Genomic DNA, 17,702 nt, shown 5'->3' on the forward strand with positions numbered 1-17,702 from the left:
ACGATCGGTAAAAACCGCCATTGTAGCGCGTCGAGCGACCGGCGATGCGGTCGCGGCAGACACGGTTTGTCGCACCATTGTGCGGTCGCGCAACATTTGTATCAGCTAAATTGACGGTTTCACGCCAGTAACATCGCGCCCCGGCCAGCGCTTGGGTACAATTCGACGCTAATTTGATCGAGTATCAGGAACACTTACATGATCGCTTGCCTGCGGCTGTTCACTGCCCTCTGCCTCGCTGCCTTGCTGGCGGCTTGCGCCAGCTCCCCTTCCTCCAGCCTTGGCGAACTTCCACGGACTCCGGATGCCAGCATCGAGCAACTGCTCGAACAGGCCGCCCAGGCCAAATCGCCGGACAAGGCTGCACTGCTGCGCCTGAGTGCGGCGGACATGGCTTACCGTCAAGGCAATGCCGGACAGTCCGCGCAGATCCTGCAACAGGTGCCAATGGAGCAACTCCAGCCGGGCCAGCAGGCATTCGCCAGCACCTTGGCCGCTGAACTGGCCATGACCCGCAACCAGCCGAAAGCCGCGCTGGCAGCCTTGAACCATCCAAGCCTGCAACGCCTGAGCGAAATGTCGATACCGCTGCAAGTTCGCGCCGGCACCGTTCACGCCCGCGCCCTTGAAGCCGATGGCCAGACACTGGCTGCCGCCCGCGAGCGCATCTTCATCGCACCGATGCTGGAAGGCGAAGCCGCCAGCAAGAACCACGAAGCGATCTGGACCCTGATTGCGTCGCTGCCGACCGATCAACTGCAACCGAACACCACCGACGACCTCGGCGGCTGGATGAGCCTGGCTCTGGCAGTGAAAACTGCCGGCACCCTCGAGCAACAGCAAGCCGCCATCGACGCTTGGCGCTCGCAGCACCCGAAACACCCGGCCGCGATCAACCTGCCGCTGCCACTGACCAAGCTCAAGGAACTGGCCAGCCAGCCGTTGAGCAAGATCGCCCTGCTGCTGCCGCAGGATGGCCAACTGGCCTCGGTCGGCAAGGCCCTGCGCGACGGCTTCATGGCCGCGCACTACCAGGCTCAGCAAGCCGGTCAGAAACCACCGGCCATCGTGTTCTACGACAGCTCGCACCTGACCAACATGGACGAGTTCTACCGCAAGGCCCAGGCCGACGGCGTGCAACTGGTTGTCGGGCCACTGGAAAAACCACTGGTCAAACAGCTGAGCACCCGCCCGCAACTGCCGATCACGACCCTCGCGCTGAACTACAGCGAAGGCGACCAGGGCCCGGCGCAACTGTTCCAGTTCGGCCTGGCTGCTGAAGACGAAGCCCGCGAAGTGTCCCGCCGCGCCCGTGCCGACGGTCTGCACCGCGCCGCGATCATGGTGCCGAAAGGCGAATGGGGCGACCGCGTCCTGCGTGCGTTCAGCCAGGACTGGCAAGCCAACGGCGGCAGCATCGTCGCCACCGAGCGCGTCGATCAGCCTGTGCAACTGGCCCAACAGATCGCCGACATGTTCCAGCTGCGCCAGAGCGAAGCCCGCGCCAAGAGCCTGCAGAATGCTGCCGGCACGAACGTCGCCGCCCAGCCTTCGCGTCGCCAGGACATCGAGTTCATCTTCCTCGCCGCGACCCCGCAACAGGCGCAGCAGATCAAGCCGACCCTGAACTTCCAGTACGCTGGCGACGTGCCGGTCTACGCGACCTCCCATGTGTTCAGCGCCAGCGGCGACGTGAACCAGTACAACGACATGAACGGTGTGCGCTTCTGCGAGACCCCATGGTTGCTGGATGCCAACGATCCGCTGCGCAAGCAGGTCACCGCACAGTGGCCACAAGCCTCCGGCAGCCTCGGCCGCCTGTATGCGATGGGTGTTGATGCCTACCGCCTGGCGCCACGCCTTGATCAACTCAAGGCGCTGCCGGACAGCCGCATCGATGGTCTGTCGGGTAGCCTGGGCATGACTCAGACACAACGCGTCGTGCGTCAACTGCCATGGGCTCAGTTCGTCAGTGGTCAGGTTCAGCGCCTGCCGGACACTCCGCGCTGATGCCCGACAGGTCAAACCTGCAAAGCGGCAAGGATGCCGAGCGCCAGGCGCTCGAGCATCTGCAACACCAGGGTCTGCGCCTGCTGGCGCAGAACTGGTTATGCAAACGCGGCGAGCTTGATCTGGTCATGCTTGATGGCGATACAGTAGTATTCGTCGAAGTACGTTACCGAAAGAACACTCAATGGGGTGGAGCGCTCGACAGTATCGACGGGCGCAAACGGCAGAAACTGATTTTCGCCGCACAGTATTTTCTTCAGCGCGAGTCGCGTTGGGCCAATTCCCCCTGCCGCTTCGACGTGGTGGCCATCGACAGCCACCAGGGTCAGCTGAACTGGTTGCAGAATGCGTTCGACAGTTGAGCGCCTGCGCCAACCTGGACATTTTCACTCAACACTTTTGCTCTTTGCTTTGCGGGCTGCACATTCACGTGCCGGACAGCCGCGCTAATTAAGGTCACACAGATGGACATGCAATCCCGAATTCGCCAGCTTTTTCAGGCCAGTATCGACACCAAGCAACAGGCGATGGACGTACTTGCACCGCACATCGAGCAAGCCAGCCAAGTGATGGTCAACGCCTTGCTCAACGAGGGGAAGATGCTCTCGTGCGGCAACGGCGGTTCGGCCGGCGACGCCCAGCACTTCTCCTCGGAACTGCTCAACCGTTTCGAGCGCGAGCGCCCGAGCCTGCCGGCTATCGCCCTGACCACCGACAGCTCGACCATCACCTCGATCGCCAACGACTACAGCTACAACGAAGTGTTCTCCAAGCAGATCCGAGCGCTCGGTCAGCCAGGCGATGTATTGCTGGCGATTTCGACCAGCGGTAACTCGGCGAACATTATTCAAGCGATCCAGGCCGCACATGATCGAGAAATGATTGTCGTAGCATTGACCGGCCGCGATGGCGGCGGCATGGCGTCGTTGCTGTTGCCCGAGGACGTCGAGATTCGCGTACCGGCCAACGTCACCGCACGTATTCAGGAAGTCCACTTGCTGGCGATCCATTGCCTTTGCGATCTGATCGACAGCCAACTGTTCGGGAGTGAAGAATGACCCCTAATCGCCTTGGCCTTCTGGCCTTGACCCTGTGCCTCGGAATTACTGGCTGCACCTCCGTGGTGAATGCCAGCCGCGAAGCACCGATCGAAGACGATCGCGGCACCCGCACCTTCGGCAGCAAGATCGACGACTCACTGATCGAAACCAAAGTCGGCGTCAATGTGTCCAAGGCCGATCCGAACATGGACAAAAAATCGCACATCGTCGTCACCAGCTTCAACGGCGTCGTACTTCTGGCCGGCCAGACCGAGAACGCAGACCTCAAAGCCAAGGCCGAACAGGCTGCCGCCAACGTGCAACGAGTGAAGACGGTGCACAACGAGCTGCAATTGATTTCACCTTCAAGCTTCCTCGCCCGCCAGAATGACTCCTGGCTGACGACCAAGATCAAAACCCAGATGCTTGCCGACGCCAACATTCCCGGCTCGCGCATCAAGGTCGTGACCGAGAACGGTATCGTCTATCTGCTCGGCCTGCTGACCAAGCAGGAAGCGGCCCAGGCCACCAATCTGGTGCAGGGTGTTTCCGGCGTGCAGAAAATTGTGAAGCTGTTCGAATACATCGACTGATACGCAAAGCGCAGGCACAAAAAAGGCGATCCGGTTGGATCGCCTTTTTTATTACTTCACCACTTTCAGGCTTGGCCGGCCGCTTGGGCGTGGCGGCTCGCTGTCCGGCGGCGGAATATCGTCATCCTGTTCGATCTCGTCTTCGTCATCCATCGGCGACTCCAGATCGAACACCATGCCCTGACCGTTCTCCCGGGCATAAATACCCAGGATCGCGGCAATCGGCACATACAGGCTGTGCGGAACGCCACCGAAGCGACCTTCGAAGGTCACGACGTCGTTGTCCATGTGCAGATGACGCACGGCACTCGGCGAAATGTTCAGGACAATCTGCCCGTCACTGGCAAAACCCTGTGGCACCTGAACCGCCGGGTATTCGGAATTGACCAGCATGTGCGGGGTGCAATCGTTATCCACAATCCACTCGTAGAGCGCGCGGACCAGATAAGGTCGACTGGAGTTCATAGCGGCTCCTTAAGCCTTAGCGCATGTCGCGTTCGACACCAGACAGACTCGCCTGGAAAGCCTCACGCGCAAACTGACGCTCCATATAATCAAGCAGCGGCTTGGCTGGCCGCGGCAGTTCTATACCCAGAATCGGCAAACGCCAGAGTATTGGCAATAGGCAGCAATCCACCAGACTTTGTTCCTCACTGAGGAAAAACGGCTTGTCGGCAAACAACGGCGACACGCCCGTCAGGCTTTCGCGCAATTCCTTGCGCGCCACGACACGCGCGGCTTCCTTGGTGCGTGAATCCAGAATCAGATCCACCAGACCACACCAGTCGCGCTGGATACGGTGTATCAACAGACGACTGTTGGCACGCGCCACCGGGTACACCGGCATCAATGGCGGATGCGGGTAACGCTCATCCAGATATTCCATCACCACGGTCGACTCCCACAACGCCAGGTCGCGATCGACCAGCGTCGGGAGACTCCCGTAAGGGTTCACCTCAATCAGTTTAGGCGGCTGACGACCAGCCTCCACATAAATGATTTCGGCGCTGACACCCTTCTCTGCAAGCACGATGCGCACTCGGTGGGAATAGTGGTCGGCGGGGTCGGAGTAACAGGCCAACCGATTGGTCACGCCCATGGCGATCCTCCTCGCTTGTTGAAATTGTCGGAGCCGGAAAAACGCGCGCGCCCAGAGGGCGCCTCCCGCAACACCTGACAGACCAGGCGTTGCGTTTTCAGAGGCGCCCTTGGGCGCGCGCGATTAACAGCAATTGCTTGAAGCGTTATCAGTGCACGTCTTTCCAGTATTCACGCTTGAGCAGGTAGGCGAACACAAAGAAGAACGCCAGGTACAGCAAGACGTAAGTACCGATGCGCTGATGTTGCAGCTTAACCGGGTTAGCCGAGTAAGCCAGGAAGGTTACCAGATTCTTGACCTTCTCATCGAACTGCTCTTCGTTCAGGGCTCCGGTTTTCGGCACGATGGTCAACTGATCGCACGCTTCATGAGTCAGAGGCGTACCGGTCAGCGGGTCATATTGCTTCTTGCCGTTTTCGACGATCTGCACCTGCTTGCAACCCACGACCTGACGACCTTGCAGGCCGACCAGCACGTTTGGCATGCCGACGTTCGGGAAGACCTTGTTGTTCACGCCCCATGGACGCGCAGGATCTTCGTAGAACGACTTGAGGTAACCATAAAGCCAGTCAGTGCCACGAACACGAGCCACCAGGGTCAGGTCCGGCGGCGCTGCGCCGAACCAGGTCTTGGCGTCGGCCGGCTGCATGCCGATGGTCATGTGATCGCCGATCTTGGCGCCAGTGAACACCAGTTTCTGCAGCATCAGATCATGCGGTACGTCGAGGTCATCGGCAACACGCTCGTAACGCTGGAACTTGGCGCTGTGGCAACCCATGCAATAGTTGGCGAAGGTACGCGCACCATCCTGCAGGGCAGCCTTGTCGGAAACGTCGATGTCGACTTTTTCCAGCTCCGGACCACCGTGTTCGGCAGCGAAAGACAGCACTGGCAGCGCAGCAAAAATCAGAGCAAAAAATAACTTTTTCATCAGCCAGTCACCCTTTCCGGAACCGGTTTGGTCTTCTCGAGCCTGGTGTAGAACGGCATCAGAATGAAGTAGGCGAAGTACAGGAAGGTGCAGATCTGCGATACCAGCGTGCGCTCCGGCGTCGGCGCAAGAACACCCAGAATGCCGAGGATCACGAAGGAAATGCAGAACACCACCAGCCAGATTTTGCTCATCCAGCCTTTGTAGCGCATCGACTTGACCGGACTGCGGTCGAGCCATGGCAAGACAAACAGAAAGGCAATCGAGGCCCCCATGGCAATAACCCCCATGAGCTTGTCCGGTACCGCACGCAAGATCGCGTAGAACGGCGTGAAGTACCAGACCGGTGCAATGTGCTCTGGCGTCTTGAACGGGTTAGCCGGCTCGAAGTTTGGCTTTTCGAGGAAGTAACCGCCCATTTCCGGGAAGAAGAACACGATGAAGCAGAAGATGAACAGGAACACCACCACGCCGACAATGTCTTTCACGGTGTAGTACGGGTGGAAGGCGATGCCGTCCAGCGGGATACCGTTTTCGTCTTTGTGCTTCTTGATGTCCACGCCGTCCGGGTTGTTCGAACCGACTTCGTGCAACGCCAGGATGTGCAGCACCACCAGACCGAGAATCACGATCGGCAGGGCCACAACGTGCAGGGCGAAGAAGCGGTTCAGGGTGATTCCGGAAATCAGGTAGTCACCACGAATCCACTGGGTCAGGTCGTTGCCGATGACCGGAATCGCGCCGAACAGCGAGATGATCACCTGGGCGCCCCAGTAGGACATCTGGCCCCATGGCAGCAGATAACCCATGAAGGCCTCAGCCATCAGCGCCAGGTAGATCAGCATGCCAAACACCCAGACCAACTCACGCGGTTTCTGGTACGAACCGTAGAGCAGGCCACGGAACATGTGCAGATAGACCACGATAAAGAACATCGAAGCGCCGACGGCGTGCAACAGACGCAAGATCGAGCCGTAACTGACGTCACGCATAATGCCTTCAACGGAAGCGAACGCCTCTTCCGCCGATGGGGTGTAGCTCATGGTCAGCCAGACACCGGTGACGATCTGATTGACCAGAACGAGCAACGCCAGCGAGCCGAAGAAGTAGAAGAAGTTGAAGTTTTTTGGAGCGTAATACTTGCTGAGATGGTCTTCCCACATCTTGGTGGCGGGGAAGCGCGCATCAACCCAATCCATGAACTTGCTCATCACGCTTTCTCCGTATCGACGCCAATGACAATCAGGTCATCGGTCTCATAGGAATGCGGGGGTACTGGCAGGTTCAAAGGCGCAGGTTGCGACTTGTAGACGCGGCCAGCCAGATCGTAGTGGGAACCGTGGCAAGGGCAGAAATAGCCGCCTACCCAGTCTTTTCCCAGATCCGCGGGTGCCACTTCGGGACGGAAGGTCGGTGAGCAACCCAGGTGAGTGCAGATCCCGATCAGCAGCAGAATTTCCGGCTTGATCGAACGCACTTCAGGGTCGACATAGGTAGGTTGCGTGGAGTTTTTGGAGGTCGGATCGGAGAGCTGGCCCTCGATCTTCTTGAGATTCCCCAGGATTTCCGCAGTACGGCGAACAATGAATACCGGCTGGCCGCGCCATTCAGCAATCATCTGCTGTCCGGGCTCGATTTTGCTGACATTCACTTTCACCGGTGCACCGGCAGCTTTCGCCTTGGCACTGGGAAACCATGACCCCACGAACGGGACCGCAGCCCCCACCGCTCCTGCAGCACCCACCACGGATGTGGCTGCTACCAAGAAGCGACGCCGGCCTGCATTCACGCCGTCATTGCTCATTCAGTCCTCTCCCATCAGCTTTGTGGCCTGTTAAATCAGGCATCTACTAAATATGAATCTATGTACTTATAAAAATTTTGCCGAATGGTAATGAAAACCCCCAATTCTGACAAGGTAATTACCCGGAGGGGTGGCCCCCAAGCCTTGTAGTATAGGGGGTCTACGAATGTGGCAAGTTGTCACAGCGCAATTATTCGAGAAATCGCACGCATAAAAAAACGCCCGGTTCCGTGAGGAATCGGGCGTTCTTTTTGAACGTGGAAGCGAAATTAACGCTTCGAGTACTGCGGACGCTTACGCGCTTTACGCAGACCAACTTTCTTACGTTCAACTTCACGGGCGTCGCGGGTAACGAAGCCAGCTTTGCGCAGAGCGCTACGCAGGGTTTCGTCGTAGTCCATCAGAGCGCGAGTGATGCCGTGGCGGATTGCGCCAGCTTGACCACTTACACCACCGCCGATCACGGTGACGTAGATGTCGAATTTCTCGACAGTCTCGGTCAGTTCCAGCGGCTGACGAACTACCATGCGGGCAGTTTCGCGGCCGAAGAACGAATCCAGCGAACGGTTGTTGATGGAGATGTTACCAGTACCCGGACGCAGGAAAACGCGTGCGGTTGCGGTCTTGCGACGGCCAGTGCCGTAATTTTGAGTCGCCGACATAATGAACTATTCCGTTAAATCTTCAGTTCTTGGGGCTGCTGAGCAGTATGAGGGTGTGCAGCGCCCGCATAGACTTTCAGCTTACGGTACATGTCGCGACCCAGTGGGTTCTTAGGCAGCATGCCTTTAACCGCGGTCTCGATCACGCGCTCAGGGGCTTTGGCGATCAGCTTTTCAAAGTTGATCGACTTGATGCCGCCCGGGAAACCGGAGTGGGAGTAGTACATTTTGTCAGTGGTTTTAGCACCGGTAACACGGATCTGCTCGGCGTTGATTACGACGATGTAGTCGCCGGTGTCAACGTGAGGAGTGTACTCAGGCTTGTGCTTGCCACGCAGACGGCTCGCGATTTCGGTGGCCAGACGACCCAGGGTCTGACCAGCAGCGTCGACGACAAACCAGTCGCGCTTTACTGTTTCCGGTTTAGCAGTAAAAGTTTTCATTCTTTATAGCCTCAGGGGCCGCCTGTAAATAAGACGGCGGATCTTACTGAATAGTGCGTACTTTGACAAGTCAAAGGCAGCCGGATACAGACGCTTTCGGGGGCTCGGGTCGGCGCGTCCGTTCAACGGCAAGATTCTTCGGCGGCGGCGCATCACTTCCACTGCAGAAAGAGGTCGGCAATTATGCAGATTGCGAAAAAAATTTCAACCTGCTTTTATGCTTGTTTTGCCCAAGGAGCACCCGATGGACTATCGCCAGCTAGGCCGTACCGACCTGAACGTGAGTGCAATCTGCCTCGGCACCATGACCTGGGGCGAGCAAAACACTGAGGCTGAAGCCTTCGCCCAGATCGAACGGGCCAAGGGCGCCGGGATCAATTTCATCGACACCGCCGAGATGTACCCGGTGCCGCCGAAAGCCGAAACCTATGCCACCACCGAGCGCTACATCGGCAATTACTTCAAGAGTCGCGGCGACCGCGCCGACTGGATCCTCGCCAGCAAGATCGCCGGCCCCGGCAACACCATCGACTACATCCGCGACAAGAACCTGCGCCACAACCGCCAGCACATCACCGAAGCCGTGGACGCCAGCCTCAAGCGCCTGCAGACCGACTACATCGACCTGTATCAATTGCACTGGCCGGAGCGCAGCACCAACTTTTTCGGACAGCTGGGCTACAAACACAAGATCGAAGCCAACCTCACCCCGCTCGAGGACACCCTCGAAGCGCTCGACGAGCAAGTGAAGGCCGGCAAGATCCGCCACATCGGCCTGTCCAACGAAACCCCGTGGGGCACCATGCGTTTCCTGGCTTTGGCCGAAGCCCGTGGCTGGCCGCGCGCGGTGTCGATCCAGAACCCGTACAACCTGCTCAACCGCAGCTTCGAAGTCGGTCTGGCGGAGATCGCCATTCGCGAACAGTGCGGCCTGCTCGCCTATTCGCCGCTGGCGTTCGGTTTCCTGTCGGGCAAGTACGAAGGTGGCGCCCGTCCGCCAAAAGGTCGCCTGAGCCTCTACAGCCGCTTCAGCCGCTATTTCAACCCGCAATCGGAAGCGGCGTGCAGCCGTTACGTGGCACTCGCCCGGGAACACGGCCTGGATCCGGCGCAAATGGCGTTGGCCTTCGTCAATCAGCAACCGTTCGTCACCAGCAACATCATCGGGGCGACGACGCTTGAGCAGCTGGACAGCAACATTGCCAGTTTCTATCTGAATCTTTCAGACGAAGTGCTTGAAGGGATTGAAGCGATTCACAAGGATCATCCGAACCCGGCGCCTTGATCCGGCGCTAAAAGCCGCGCTCCCACGCACAAGCGTGGGAGCGCCCAGGTCATAGCGACCGCGCAATGATCTCTTTCATGATTTCGTTGGTGCCGGCATAGATCCGCTGCACCCGCGCATCCGCCCAAGCCCGGGCCACCGGGTACTCCCACATGAAACCGTAGCCGCCATGCAACTGCACGCACTCGTCGAGCACCTTGCATTGCAGGTCGGTGCCCCAGTACTTGGCCATCGCGGCGGTTGGTACGTCGAGTTTGCCTTGCAGGTGCAGCTCCAGGCAGCGATCGACGAACACCCTGCCGATCTGAATCTCGGTGGCCATCTCCGCCAGCTTGAAGCGCGTGTTCTGGAAGTCGGCGATTGCCTTGCCGAACGCCTTGCGGTCACGGGTGTACTCCAGCGTCCATTGCAGCGCCGCCTCGGCCGAGGCCAGCCCGCCAATGGCCACGGTCAGACGCTCCTGCGGCAATTCCTGCATCAGATAAGCAAACCCGGCCCCGGCCTGACCCAACAGGTTTTCCTTTGGCACTCGCACGTCCTGGAAGAACAATTCCGACGTGTCCTGAGCCTTCATTCCGACCTTCTCCAGGCGCTTGCCCTTGTCGAAGCCTGGCGTGTTCGCCTCCACCAGAAACAGGCTGGTGCCCTTCGCTCCAGCCTTGGGATCGGTCTTGGCGACGACGATCACCAGATCCGCCAGGAAGCCATTGGTGATAAAGGTTTTCGAGCCGTTGATCACATACTCATCGCCGTCCAGCACGGCGGTGGTCTTGACCCCCTGCAAGTCGGAACCCGCGCCTGGCTCGGTCATGGCGATGGCCGTAACCATCTCGCCGGACACCAGTTTCGGCAGGTACTTGTGCTTCAACGCCTCACTGCCGTAATGCAGGATGTACGGCGCGACAATGTCCGAATGCAGTGAGAAACCGATACCGGTCAGACCCAGCCGCCCCACTTCCTCGATGACCACCGCGCTGTACAGAAAGTCCGCCCCCAGCCCGCCGTATTCTTCCGGCAGGTGTGAGCAGAGCATCCCCGCCTCCCCTGCCTTGTTCCACAATTTGCGGTCGATGTAGCCTTGTTTTTCCCATTGCCCGTGGAACGGCACGGCCTCTTTCTCAAGGAATGTCCGCACGCTGTCGCGGAACAATTCGTGCTCGGAGCTGAACAGGGTTCTGGGGATCATGCGACACCTTTTCTTTATTGTTGAAGGGATCAGACCTTCAGAGACTAAGCCTCGCTTCCGATACAGGACACTGGACACATCCGACAAAAAATAAGACGATCCAGCCGTCTGGTGACCACTTTCCCTTATAAAAACAAAAGTTGAATTATGTCCAAGCAAGTCTCCACGCCCTTGCGGCGCGTCAGCATCCTGGCGATCGACCGGGTTTTCGCTTCCACCCTCATGCAAGCCAAGGATTTCTTCCATCTGGCCAGCCTGCGTTACGGCAAACAACTGGGCCACGGCCTGACTCCGGCGTTCGAAACCCGCCTGGTCAGCCCCGACGGCAAACCGGTGAACAGCTTCAGTGACGTGGTCATGCCGGTGGACGGCGGCCTGGAAAACGCCGACGTCATCATCCTTCCAGCGTTCTGGGATGACTTCGACACGCTCTGCCAGCGTTATCCACAGGTGCTGCCGTGGCTGCGCGAACAACACGCCCGTGGCGCAGTACTCTGCGGCGAAGCCACCGGGGTGTTCTGGCTGGCCGAAGCCGGCCTGCTCAACGGCAAGGAAGCGACCACCTACTGGCGCTTCTTCAATGCCTTCGCCGAGCGCTTCCCGCAGGTCTATCTCAATCAGGACAAGCACCTGACCGACGCCGACAACCTGTACTGCGCCGGCGGCACCACCTCGGCCTGCGACCTTTACATCTATCTGATCGAACGCTTCTGCGGCGCCAATGTGGCGCAAGCTGTAGCCCGCGATATTCTCTACGAAGTGCAGCGCAGTTATTCGCCGGGCCGCATCGGTTTCGGCGGACAGAAACTGCACCAGGACGTGATCATCCTGCAGATCCAGCACTGGCTCGAAGAGCATTTCGCCGACAAGTTCCGCTTCGAAGACGTGGCCCGCGAGCACGGCATGAGCATCCGCAACTTCATGCGCCGCTTCCAGACCGCCACCGGCGACAAGCCTCTGCACTACCTGCAACGGCTGCGCATCGAGACCGCCAAGGGCTTGCTCTCCGGCAGCCGCAAGAGCATCAAGACCATCAGCTACGAAGTCGGCTACGACGATGCGAGCTTCTTCGCACGTCTGTTCCGCCAGCACACCGAACTGTCGCCGAACCAGTATCGACAGCAGTTCCAGCAAGCTGCCTGACGATTCGACCAGACACAAAAAAGGGCCTGCATCTGCAGGCCCTTTTTGTTTGCCGAATCCGCTTAAGGCTTGTGTGCCCTGGACAGGAATTCGTGGGATTGCATTTCCAGCAGACGGCTGAGGGTCCGCTGGAATTCGAACGTCAGACGCCCGCCGGTGTACAGGTCTTTCAACTCGACTTCGGCAGAAATGATCAGCTTGACGTTACGGTCGTAGAACTCGTCGACCATGTTGATGAAGCGCCGGGCGATGTCATCGGTAGCGACGCTCATCTGTTCTACGCCACTGAGCAACACAGCGTGGAAAATCTTGCCCAGTTCAATGTAGTCGTTCTGGCTACGCGGGCCGTCGCACAGTTCGCGGAAGTCGAACCAGGCCACGTCATCGCAGGTGCGCAGCGCGCGGATTTCGCGGTTTTCGATGATCAGCACATCGTTTTCCACGGCAGCCGTGCATTCCGGCGTCAGCGCACGGAAGCTCTTGCGCAGGCTTTCATGAGCGGCTTCGTCGAGCGGGAAGTGGAACAGCTCCGCTTGTTCGAGGTGGCGCAGACGGTAGTCGACGCCGCTGTCGACGTTGACGATCTCGGTGTTCTGCTTGATCAGCGCGATGGCCGGCAGGAAGCGCGCGCGTTGCAGGCCGTCCTTGTACAAGCCGTCCGGCACGATGTTCGACGTGGCGACCAGGGTCACGCCGTTCTTGAACAGCTCTTCCATCAGCGTGCCGAGGATCATGGCGTCGGTGATGTCGGAAACGAAGAATTCATCGAAGCAGATGACCCGCGATTCAGTCGCGAAACGCTTGGCGATGATGGTCAGCGGGTTTTTCTCGCCGCCGAGGGTCTTCATCTCTTCGTGCACGCGCTTCATGAAGCGGTGGAAGTGGGTGCGGGTCTTTTCCTTGAATGGCAGCGCTTCGAAGAAGGTGTCCACCAGGTAAGTCTTGCCGCGACCCACGCCGCCCCAGAAGTACAGGCCCTTGACCGGGGTCTGATCCTTTTTGCCAAACAGTTTGCCCAGCAAACCCGGCTTGTTCTGCTCTGCCGCGATCAGATCGTCGTACAGGCGTTGCAAGTGACGCACGGCAGTTTCCTGCGCCGCGTCATGGAAGAAGTCCGGGCGTTTCAGATCAGCTTGATATCGTTCTAGGGGCGTCATAATTCGTTAGCAAGGCAACAAAAACGGGCCGTCACTGTAGCGATGGCCCGTGGGAATGGCAATCGGCCCTTGGTCGGGCCGGCCCGTTGATTATTCCTGAACCGGTGTCAGAGCGATCCGCAAAGCTTCGACGGCCGCATCCCGCGCAGCCACGTCGGCGAACGCCGGGCTGTCGCCGACACACTCGCCTTCCAGCCAGACGCTGAAGCTCAGGTCTTCGCTGCGCACATCCAGCGCCTGACCCGATTGCAGCTGCTTGGTCACCTGGCCCGCGGTCTTGCCGTCGGCGAAGTTGCGCGAGAGCAGCAATTGCTCGCCATCGGCGGCCAGCAGACGGAAACGGAAGCTGCCGTCGTCTTCGCGGAAACTGACGAAACGCGCGGCTTTCGCAGCCTTCTTCTTGGTGGTCGCGGCCACCTGAACCTGATTGACGAACGAGCGCAGGCCAACCGCTTCACGCAATTCATTAAGGAACGGCGTCGCTACCGCACGGGCCTTCTTGGCGCCGTGTTGCAGGATGTCTTCCAGATCCGCCGGACGCTCGATCAACTGGTGATAACGCTCGCGGGACTCGCCCAACTCGTTGTCCAGCAGCTGGAACAGACGGTTCTTCGCCTCGCCCCAACCCAGACCGCCCAGCAGCTCGCTGCGGAACTCGTCGGCCTGCGTCGGCGTGGAGAACGCCTGGAACAGGGTGAACAGGTGCGAATTGTCAGGATCTTTCGCTTCTCCCGGCGCACGGGAGTCGGTAACGATGCGCGAGATCGCGTCCTTCATTTCCTTGGCGCTGGAGAACAGTGGAATGGTGTTGTCGTAGCTCTTGGACATCTTGCGACCGTCCAGGCCAGGCAAGGTGGCGACGCTTTCCTCGATCAGCGCTTCGGGCATGGTGAAGAACTCCTTGCCCTGGCCGAACAGGTGATTGAAGCGCTGGCCGATGTCGCGGGCCATTTCCACGTGCTGGATCTGGTCGCGACCGACCGGCACCTTGTGTGCGTTGAACATCAGGATGTCCGCTGCCATCAGCACCGGATAGCTGTACAAGCCCATGGTGATGCCGGCATCCGGGTCTTCGCCGGTCTCGACGTTCTTGTCCACCGAGGCCTTGTAGGCGTGGGCGCGGTTCAGCAGGCCCTTGGCAGCGACGCAGGTCAGCAGCCAGGTCAGCTCGGGGATTTCCGGGATGTCGGACTGGCGGTAGAAGGTCACGCGGTCCACATCCAGGCCACCGGCCAGCCAGGTCGCGGCGATTTCCAGACGCGAGCGCTGGATGCGCAGCGGGTCATCGCACTTGATCAGGGCGTGATAGTCGGCCAGGAAGTAGAACGAGTCGGCATTGCTGTCGCGGCTGGCGAGAATCGCCGGGCGGATGGCGCCGGCGTAGTTGCCCAGGTGCGGGGTGCCGGTGGTGGTGATGCCGGTGAGGATGCGGGTACGGTTCGTCATGGGTAATCGCTTGTCAGACTGCAATCAATTCGAGAGACGCGGCAGGATCAGATCCTTGAGATCGGTCAGCTTGCCATGAAAAAAGTGTCCGCATTCTGCCACTTTCAGCAGCTCATGGGGGCGCTGGAGTTTGTCAGACCAGTCGTAGACCAGCTGCGGATCGATCACTTCGTCGGTTTCCGGCTGGATCACCGTGAGTTCGCCCTGCTGCGACAACTGATCCTGATCGCCCAGGCGCATGACCGCTGGCGCGACCATGAACAGGTGCTTGAGCTGTACACCCTGGGCTTCGAGTCGACCGCCGAGACTTGCTGCAACAAATCCGCCGAAGGAGAAACCGAACAGGGTCAGCGGCAGATCCGGGTGTTTTTCCAGCAACCAGGCAGCGGCTGCCTGGGCGTCATCGACTTCACCGCTGCCCATGTCATGGGAACCTTCACTGGCACCGACGCCACGATAGTTGAAGCGCAAGGTGATCAGACCGGCATCGCGCGCGGTGCGCTGCAGGGTCGAGACGACCTTGTTGAGCATGGTGCCGCCCTGCACCGGGTTGGGATGGCAGATCAGCGCGATGCCGCGCGGCTGCTCGTTGTCCAGGTACAGACTTTCAAGTTGACCCACCGGGCCATCAATCACTACAGGGGTTTCACGCATCAGCAAGGAAGGAACTCCGTGACCTCGAATCGGGTCGACTCGTCTAGCAAATTGTCTGTGCCAATCTATTGCGAGTGAATCGCGGTATACAGCGCAGGTTCGAGCCGTTAACGTAAAGCAAAGCCGTTTATAGAGGAAGGACTCGTGGAACACTCGCTCTTAGTTTGGTTGTTACCGACTCTTGCCCTGGTTGTGGGTGTCGCCATTGGTTTCCTGATCGCACGCGTTGCGCCGAACGCCGCGCCCAGCCGCACACAGCGTCAACTGGACGACATTCAGGAACGCTTCGACAGTTATCAGAACGAAGTGGTGACCCACTTCAACAGCACCGCCAATCTGGTCAAGAAGCTGACCCAGAGCTATCAGGAAGTGCAGGATCACCTCGCCGAGGGCGCCAATCGCCTGGCCCTGGACGAACAGACCCGTCAACGTCTGCTCGCCTCTCTGCACGCAGAGGCTGCGCAGGCCCCACGCGAACGCCTGACGCCACCGCGCAATCAGGAGCCGCCGCGCGACTACGCGCCGAAGACTCCGAACTCGCCGGGCATGCTCGATGAGCATTACGGCCTGAAGAAGTAATCAGTCTTCAGCGCAAATAAAAAGCCCCCGGACAATCACTTGTCCGGGGGCTTTTTTGTGCCTGACGGTTACGGATACTGCTGAACCGTACCCGGCTGCTGTTGCTGCTGACCACCGTACTGCTGGCCCGGGATCGCCTTCAGGTTGACTTCAACGCGGCGGTTCTGCGCCCGGCCGTTGACGTCACCGTTGCTGGCAATCGGATTATCCGGGCCGGCACCGCGGGCCGACAGGTTGGCACCACTGACGCCTTGCGAGGTCAGGTAGGTCGCCACGCTCTGCGCACGACGCTGGGACAGGTCCATGTTGTGCTGACGGCTGCCGGTGCTGTCGGTGTAGCCGACGATCTCGATCTGGTTCTGGCTGAACTCCTTGAGCGAGCCGGCCAGGTTGTTCAGCGGCTGGTAGAAGCTTGGGGCGATATTCGCCGAATCGGTGGCGAAGGTGATGTTGCCCGGCATGATCAGTTTGATCTGATCGCCCTGACGCTGCACCTCGACACCGGTGTTGGCCATACTGGCGCGCAGTTTCTTCTCTTGCTGGTCGGCGTAGTAACCGTAACCGGCTGCCGAAGCACCGACGACGGCGGCGCCGATCAAGGCGCCCTTGCCGCGGTTGTTGTGGTCGATCGCAGCACCGGCCAACGCGCCGGCCAGTGCGCCGAGGCCACCGTACTTGGCGGTTTTGCTCATGCCCTGGGAGCCGCCGTCGGCCTGGCCCTGATTGTCATACGGGTTGGGCGAGGCGCAGCCGGACAGCACGGCGACGGCAGTAGCGACAATAATCAAACGACGCGTGGTGAACATGGAGAGCTCCTACTTTTTTGCATTCTGTGGTGCAACGGCCGTTTGGCAATGGACCATTGCGGGCGTTGGATCATGACAATGCACAAAAATTCCACCGCGCACTCGTGACAAAATGTTTAGGCGCGCACGAACGGATTTTCCCGCATTTCATCCCCCAGACGCGTGTCCGGGCCATGTCCAGCCACAACGATCGCGTCCTCGTCCAATGTATATAGCCGCTGCTTGATCGATCGCACGATGGTCGCCTGATCGCCGCCCCACAAATCCGTGCGCCCTACTCCGCGCCGGAACAACGTGTCGCCGGCAATCAACAGCTTAGCCTCGGAAAACCAAAAGCTCATGGAACCGGGCGTATGCCCCGGTGTGTGCAGCGCCACGCCGCAGCCGCAGGCCAGCTCTTCGTCGTCGCTCAGCCAGCGATCCGGTGACGGCACCGGGGTGTAAGGCACGCCGAACATCTGGCATTGCATCTCGAGGTTGTCCCACAGGAACTGATCTTCCTTATGCAAGTGCAGGGTTGCGCCGGTTTTCTCTTTCATCTGACCGGAGGCCAGAAAGTGATCGAGGTGCGCATGGGTGTGGATGATGCTCACCACTTTCAGACCCAGCGCATCAAGGCGCGCCATGATCAGATCGGGATTGCCGCCCGGGTCGACGACAATGGCTTTTTTCGTGACCGGATCACCGATGATCGTGCAGTTGCATTGCAGCGGGCCGACGGGAAAGGTTTCGCGAATCAGCATGGAATTGGGCGCACTCATGGGAATTCCTGGACGAACGGTAGTGAGGTTGGTTTCAGAATTCTACTGCACAGGCCGATACAGATCGCCCGGTCAGTTATTTGACGCCAGCGATCAGAAAAAT

General features: G+C 59.3%; 20 protein-coding genes. 7 read left to right on the forward strand and 13 right to left on the reverse strand.

Translation table 11 applies throughout. From position 1 onward, the window contains the following. The first annotated feature begins 198 nt into the window (after window positions 1–198). The 4 genes from AC3WRD_RS21835 (at window position 199) to AC3WRD_RS21850 (ending at window position 3,643) form a co-directional block, all read left to right on the forward strand. Window positions 199–2,010 carry a penicillin-binding protein activator gene (locus AC3WRD_RS21835; protein WP_096822837.1) on the forward strand — a complete coding sequence of 604 codons (1,812 nt, stop codon included), beginning with the start codon at window positions 199–201 and terminating at the stop codon, window positions 2,008–2,010. Further along, a complete protein-coding gene (locus AC3WRD_RS21840) occupies window positions 2,010–2,372 on the forward strand; it encodes a YraN family protein (protein ID WP_102621243.1) in 363 nt (120 codons plus the stop codon). Before AC3WRD_RS21835 ends, AC3WRD_RS21840 begins: the two co-directional genes overlap by 1 nt. 102 nt (window positions 2,373–2,474) lie before the next feature. Continuing rightward, window positions 2,475–3,068, forward strand: a complete 594-nt coding sequence (locus AC3WRD_RS21845) for a phosphoheptose isomerase (protein WP_007928463.1) — start codon at window positions 2,475–2,477, stop codon at window positions 3,066–3,068. Further along, complete coding sequence (locus AC3WRD_RS21850; RefSeq protein WP_102621242.1) at window positions 3,065–3,643, forward strand: BON domain-containing protein; 579 nt, start codon at window positions 3,065–3,067, stop codon at window positions 3,641–3,643. The genes AC3WRD_RS21845 and AC3WRD_RS21850 overlap by 4 nt, the downstream gene beginning before the upstream one ends. 51 nt (window positions 3,644–3,694) lie before the next feature. On the opposite strand, the gene AC3WRD_RS21855 is transcribed toward AC3WRD_RS21850, so the two are convergent. The 7 genes from AC3WRD_RS21855 to rplM form a co-directional block, all read right to left on the reverse strand. After that, entirely contained in the window at window positions 3,695–4,108 is a 414-nt protein-coding gene (locus AC3WRD_RS21855) for a ClpXP protease specificity-enhancing factor (protein ID WP_065261496.1), read from the reverse strand. Window positions 4,109–4,124: 16 nt separating this feature from the next. Then, window positions 4,125–4,742 carry a glutathione S-transferase N-terminal domain-containing protein gene (locus AC3WRD_RS21860; RefSeq protein ID WP_096822840.1) on the reverse strand — a complete coding sequence of 206 codons (618 nt, stop codon included), beginning with the start codon at window positions 4,740–4,742 and terminating at the stop codon, window positions 4,125–4,127. 148 nt (window positions 4,743–4,890) lie between these two features. Then, window positions 4,891–5,673 (reverse strand): cytochrome c1, encoded by a 783-nt coding sequence (locus AC3WRD_RS21865; RefSeq protein WP_102621241.1) that lies wholly within the window; start codon window positions 5,671–5,673, stop codon window positions 4,891–4,893. Then, entirely contained in the window at window positions 5,673–6,884 is a 1,212-nt protein-coding gene (locus tag AC3WRD_RS21870; protein WP_102621240.1) for a cytochrome b, read from the reverse strand. The genes AC3WRD_RS21865 and AC3WRD_RS21870 overlap by 1 nt, the downstream gene beginning before the upstream one ends. Continuing rightward, window positions 6,884–7,477, reverse strand: a complete 594-nt coding sequence (gene petA, locus AC3WRD_RS21875) for a ubiquinol-cytochrome c reductase iron-sulfur subunit (RefSeq protein ID WP_003228055.1) — start codon at window positions 7,475–7,477, stop codon at window positions 6,884–6,886. Before petA ends, AC3WRD_RS21870 begins: the two co-directional genes overlap by 1 nt. A 269-nt stretch (window positions 7,478–7,746) precedes the next feature. After that, window positions 7,747–8,139 carry a 30S ribosomal protein S9 gene (gene rpsI, locus AC3WRD_RS21880; protein WP_007961615.1) on the reverse strand — a complete coding sequence of 131 codons (393 nt, stop codon included), beginning with the start codon at window positions 8,137–8,139 and terminating at the stop codon, window positions 7,747–7,749. 14 nt (window positions 8,140–8,153) lie between these two features. Further along, window positions 8,154–8,582, reverse strand: coding sequence for a 50S ribosomal protein L13 (gene rplM, locus AC3WRD_RS21885; protein ID WP_003228062.1), 429 nt, complete (start codon window positions 8,580–8,582; stop codon window positions 8,154–8,156). 244 nt (window positions 8,583–8,826) lie between these two features. On the opposite strand from rplM, the gene AC3WRD_RS21890 reads away from it, so the two are divergent. Continuing rightward, window positions 8,827–9,867 (forward strand): NADP(H)-dependent aldo-keto reductase, encoded by a 1,041-nt coding sequence (locus tag AC3WRD_RS21890; protein ID WP_096822843.1) that lies wholly within the window; start codon window positions 8,827–8,829, stop codon window positions 9,865–9,867. 49 nt (window positions 9,868–9,916) lie between these two features. Here AC3WRD_RS21890 and AC3WRD_RS21895 read toward each other — a convergent pair whose 3' ends face one another. Continuing rightward, window positions 9,917–11,053: an acyl-CoA dehydrogenase family protein gene (locus AC3WRD_RS21895; RefSeq protein WP_096822844.1), complete on the reverse strand. Its 1,137-nt coding sequence runs from the start codon at window positions 11,051–11,053 to the stop codon at window positions 9,917–9,919. A 246-nt stretch (window positions 11,054–11,299) separates the two neighbouring features. Between AC3WRD_RS21895 and AC3WRD_RS21900 the strand changes: the two genes are divergently transcribed. Further along, window positions 11,300–12,196: a GlxA family transcriptional regulator gene (locus tag AC3WRD_RS21900; protein ID WP_173861364.1), complete on the forward strand. Its 897-nt coding sequence runs from the start codon at window positions 11,300–11,302 to the stop codon at window positions 12,194–12,196. A gap of 62 nt (window positions 12,197–12,258) precedes the next feature. Here the strand turns inward: AC3WRD_RS21900 and zapE are convergent, their stop codons facing one another. The 3 genes from zapE to AC3WRD_RS21915 all read right to left on the reverse strand — a co-directional run bounded on the left by zapE (window position 12,259) and on the right by AC3WRD_RS21915 (window position 15,453). After that, window positions 12,259–13,353: a cell division protein ZapE gene (zapE, locus tag AC3WRD_RS21905; protein WP_045121816.1), complete on the reverse strand. Its 1,095-nt coding sequence runs from the start codon at window positions 13,351–13,353 to the stop codon at window positions 12,259–12,261. Window positions 13,354–13,443: 90 nt separating this feature from the next. Beyond that, a complete protein-coding gene (locus AC3WRD_RS21910; protein ID WP_102621239.1) occupies window positions 13,444–14,799 on the reverse strand; it encodes a tryptophan--tRNA ligase in 1,356 nt (451 codons plus the stop codon). Between the two features lie 24 nt (window positions 14,800–14,823). Then, window positions 14,824–15,453, reverse strand: a complete 630-nt coding sequence (locus AC3WRD_RS21915) for an alpha/beta hydrolase (RefSeq protein ID WP_102621257.1) — start codon at window positions 15,451–15,453, stop codon at window positions 14,824–14,826. Between the two features lie 144 nt (window positions 15,454–15,597). On the opposite strand from AC3WRD_RS21915, the gene AC3WRD_RS21920 reads away from it, so the two are divergent. After that, window positions 15,598–16,032, forward strand: a complete 435-nt coding sequence (locus tag AC3WRD_RS21920) for a Z-ring associated ZapG family protein (RefSeq protein WP_096822847.1) — start codon at window positions 15,598–15,600, stop codon at window positions 16,030–16,032. Window positions 16,033–16,100: 68 nt separating this feature from the next. Here the strand turns inward: AC3WRD_RS21920 and AC3WRD_RS21925 are convergent, their stop codons facing one another. Beyond that, entirely contained in the window at window positions 16,101–16,838 is a 738-nt protein-coding gene (locus tag AC3WRD_RS21925) for a YiaD family glycine zipper/OmpA-like lipoprotein (RefSeq protein ID WP_096822848.1), read from the reverse strand. Between the two features lie 116 nt (window positions 16,839–16,954). Beyond that, on the reverse strand, window positions 16,955–17,599 hold the full coding sequence (locus AC3WRD_RS21930; RefSeq protein ID WP_096822849.1) for an MBL fold metallo-hydrolase: 645 nt from the start codon (window positions 17,597–17,599) through the stop codon (window positions 16,955–16,957). Between the last annotated feature and the right edge of the window lie 103 nt (window positions 17,600–17,702).

It is taken from the genome of Pseudomonas sp. FW215-R2 (assembly GCF_058789255.1).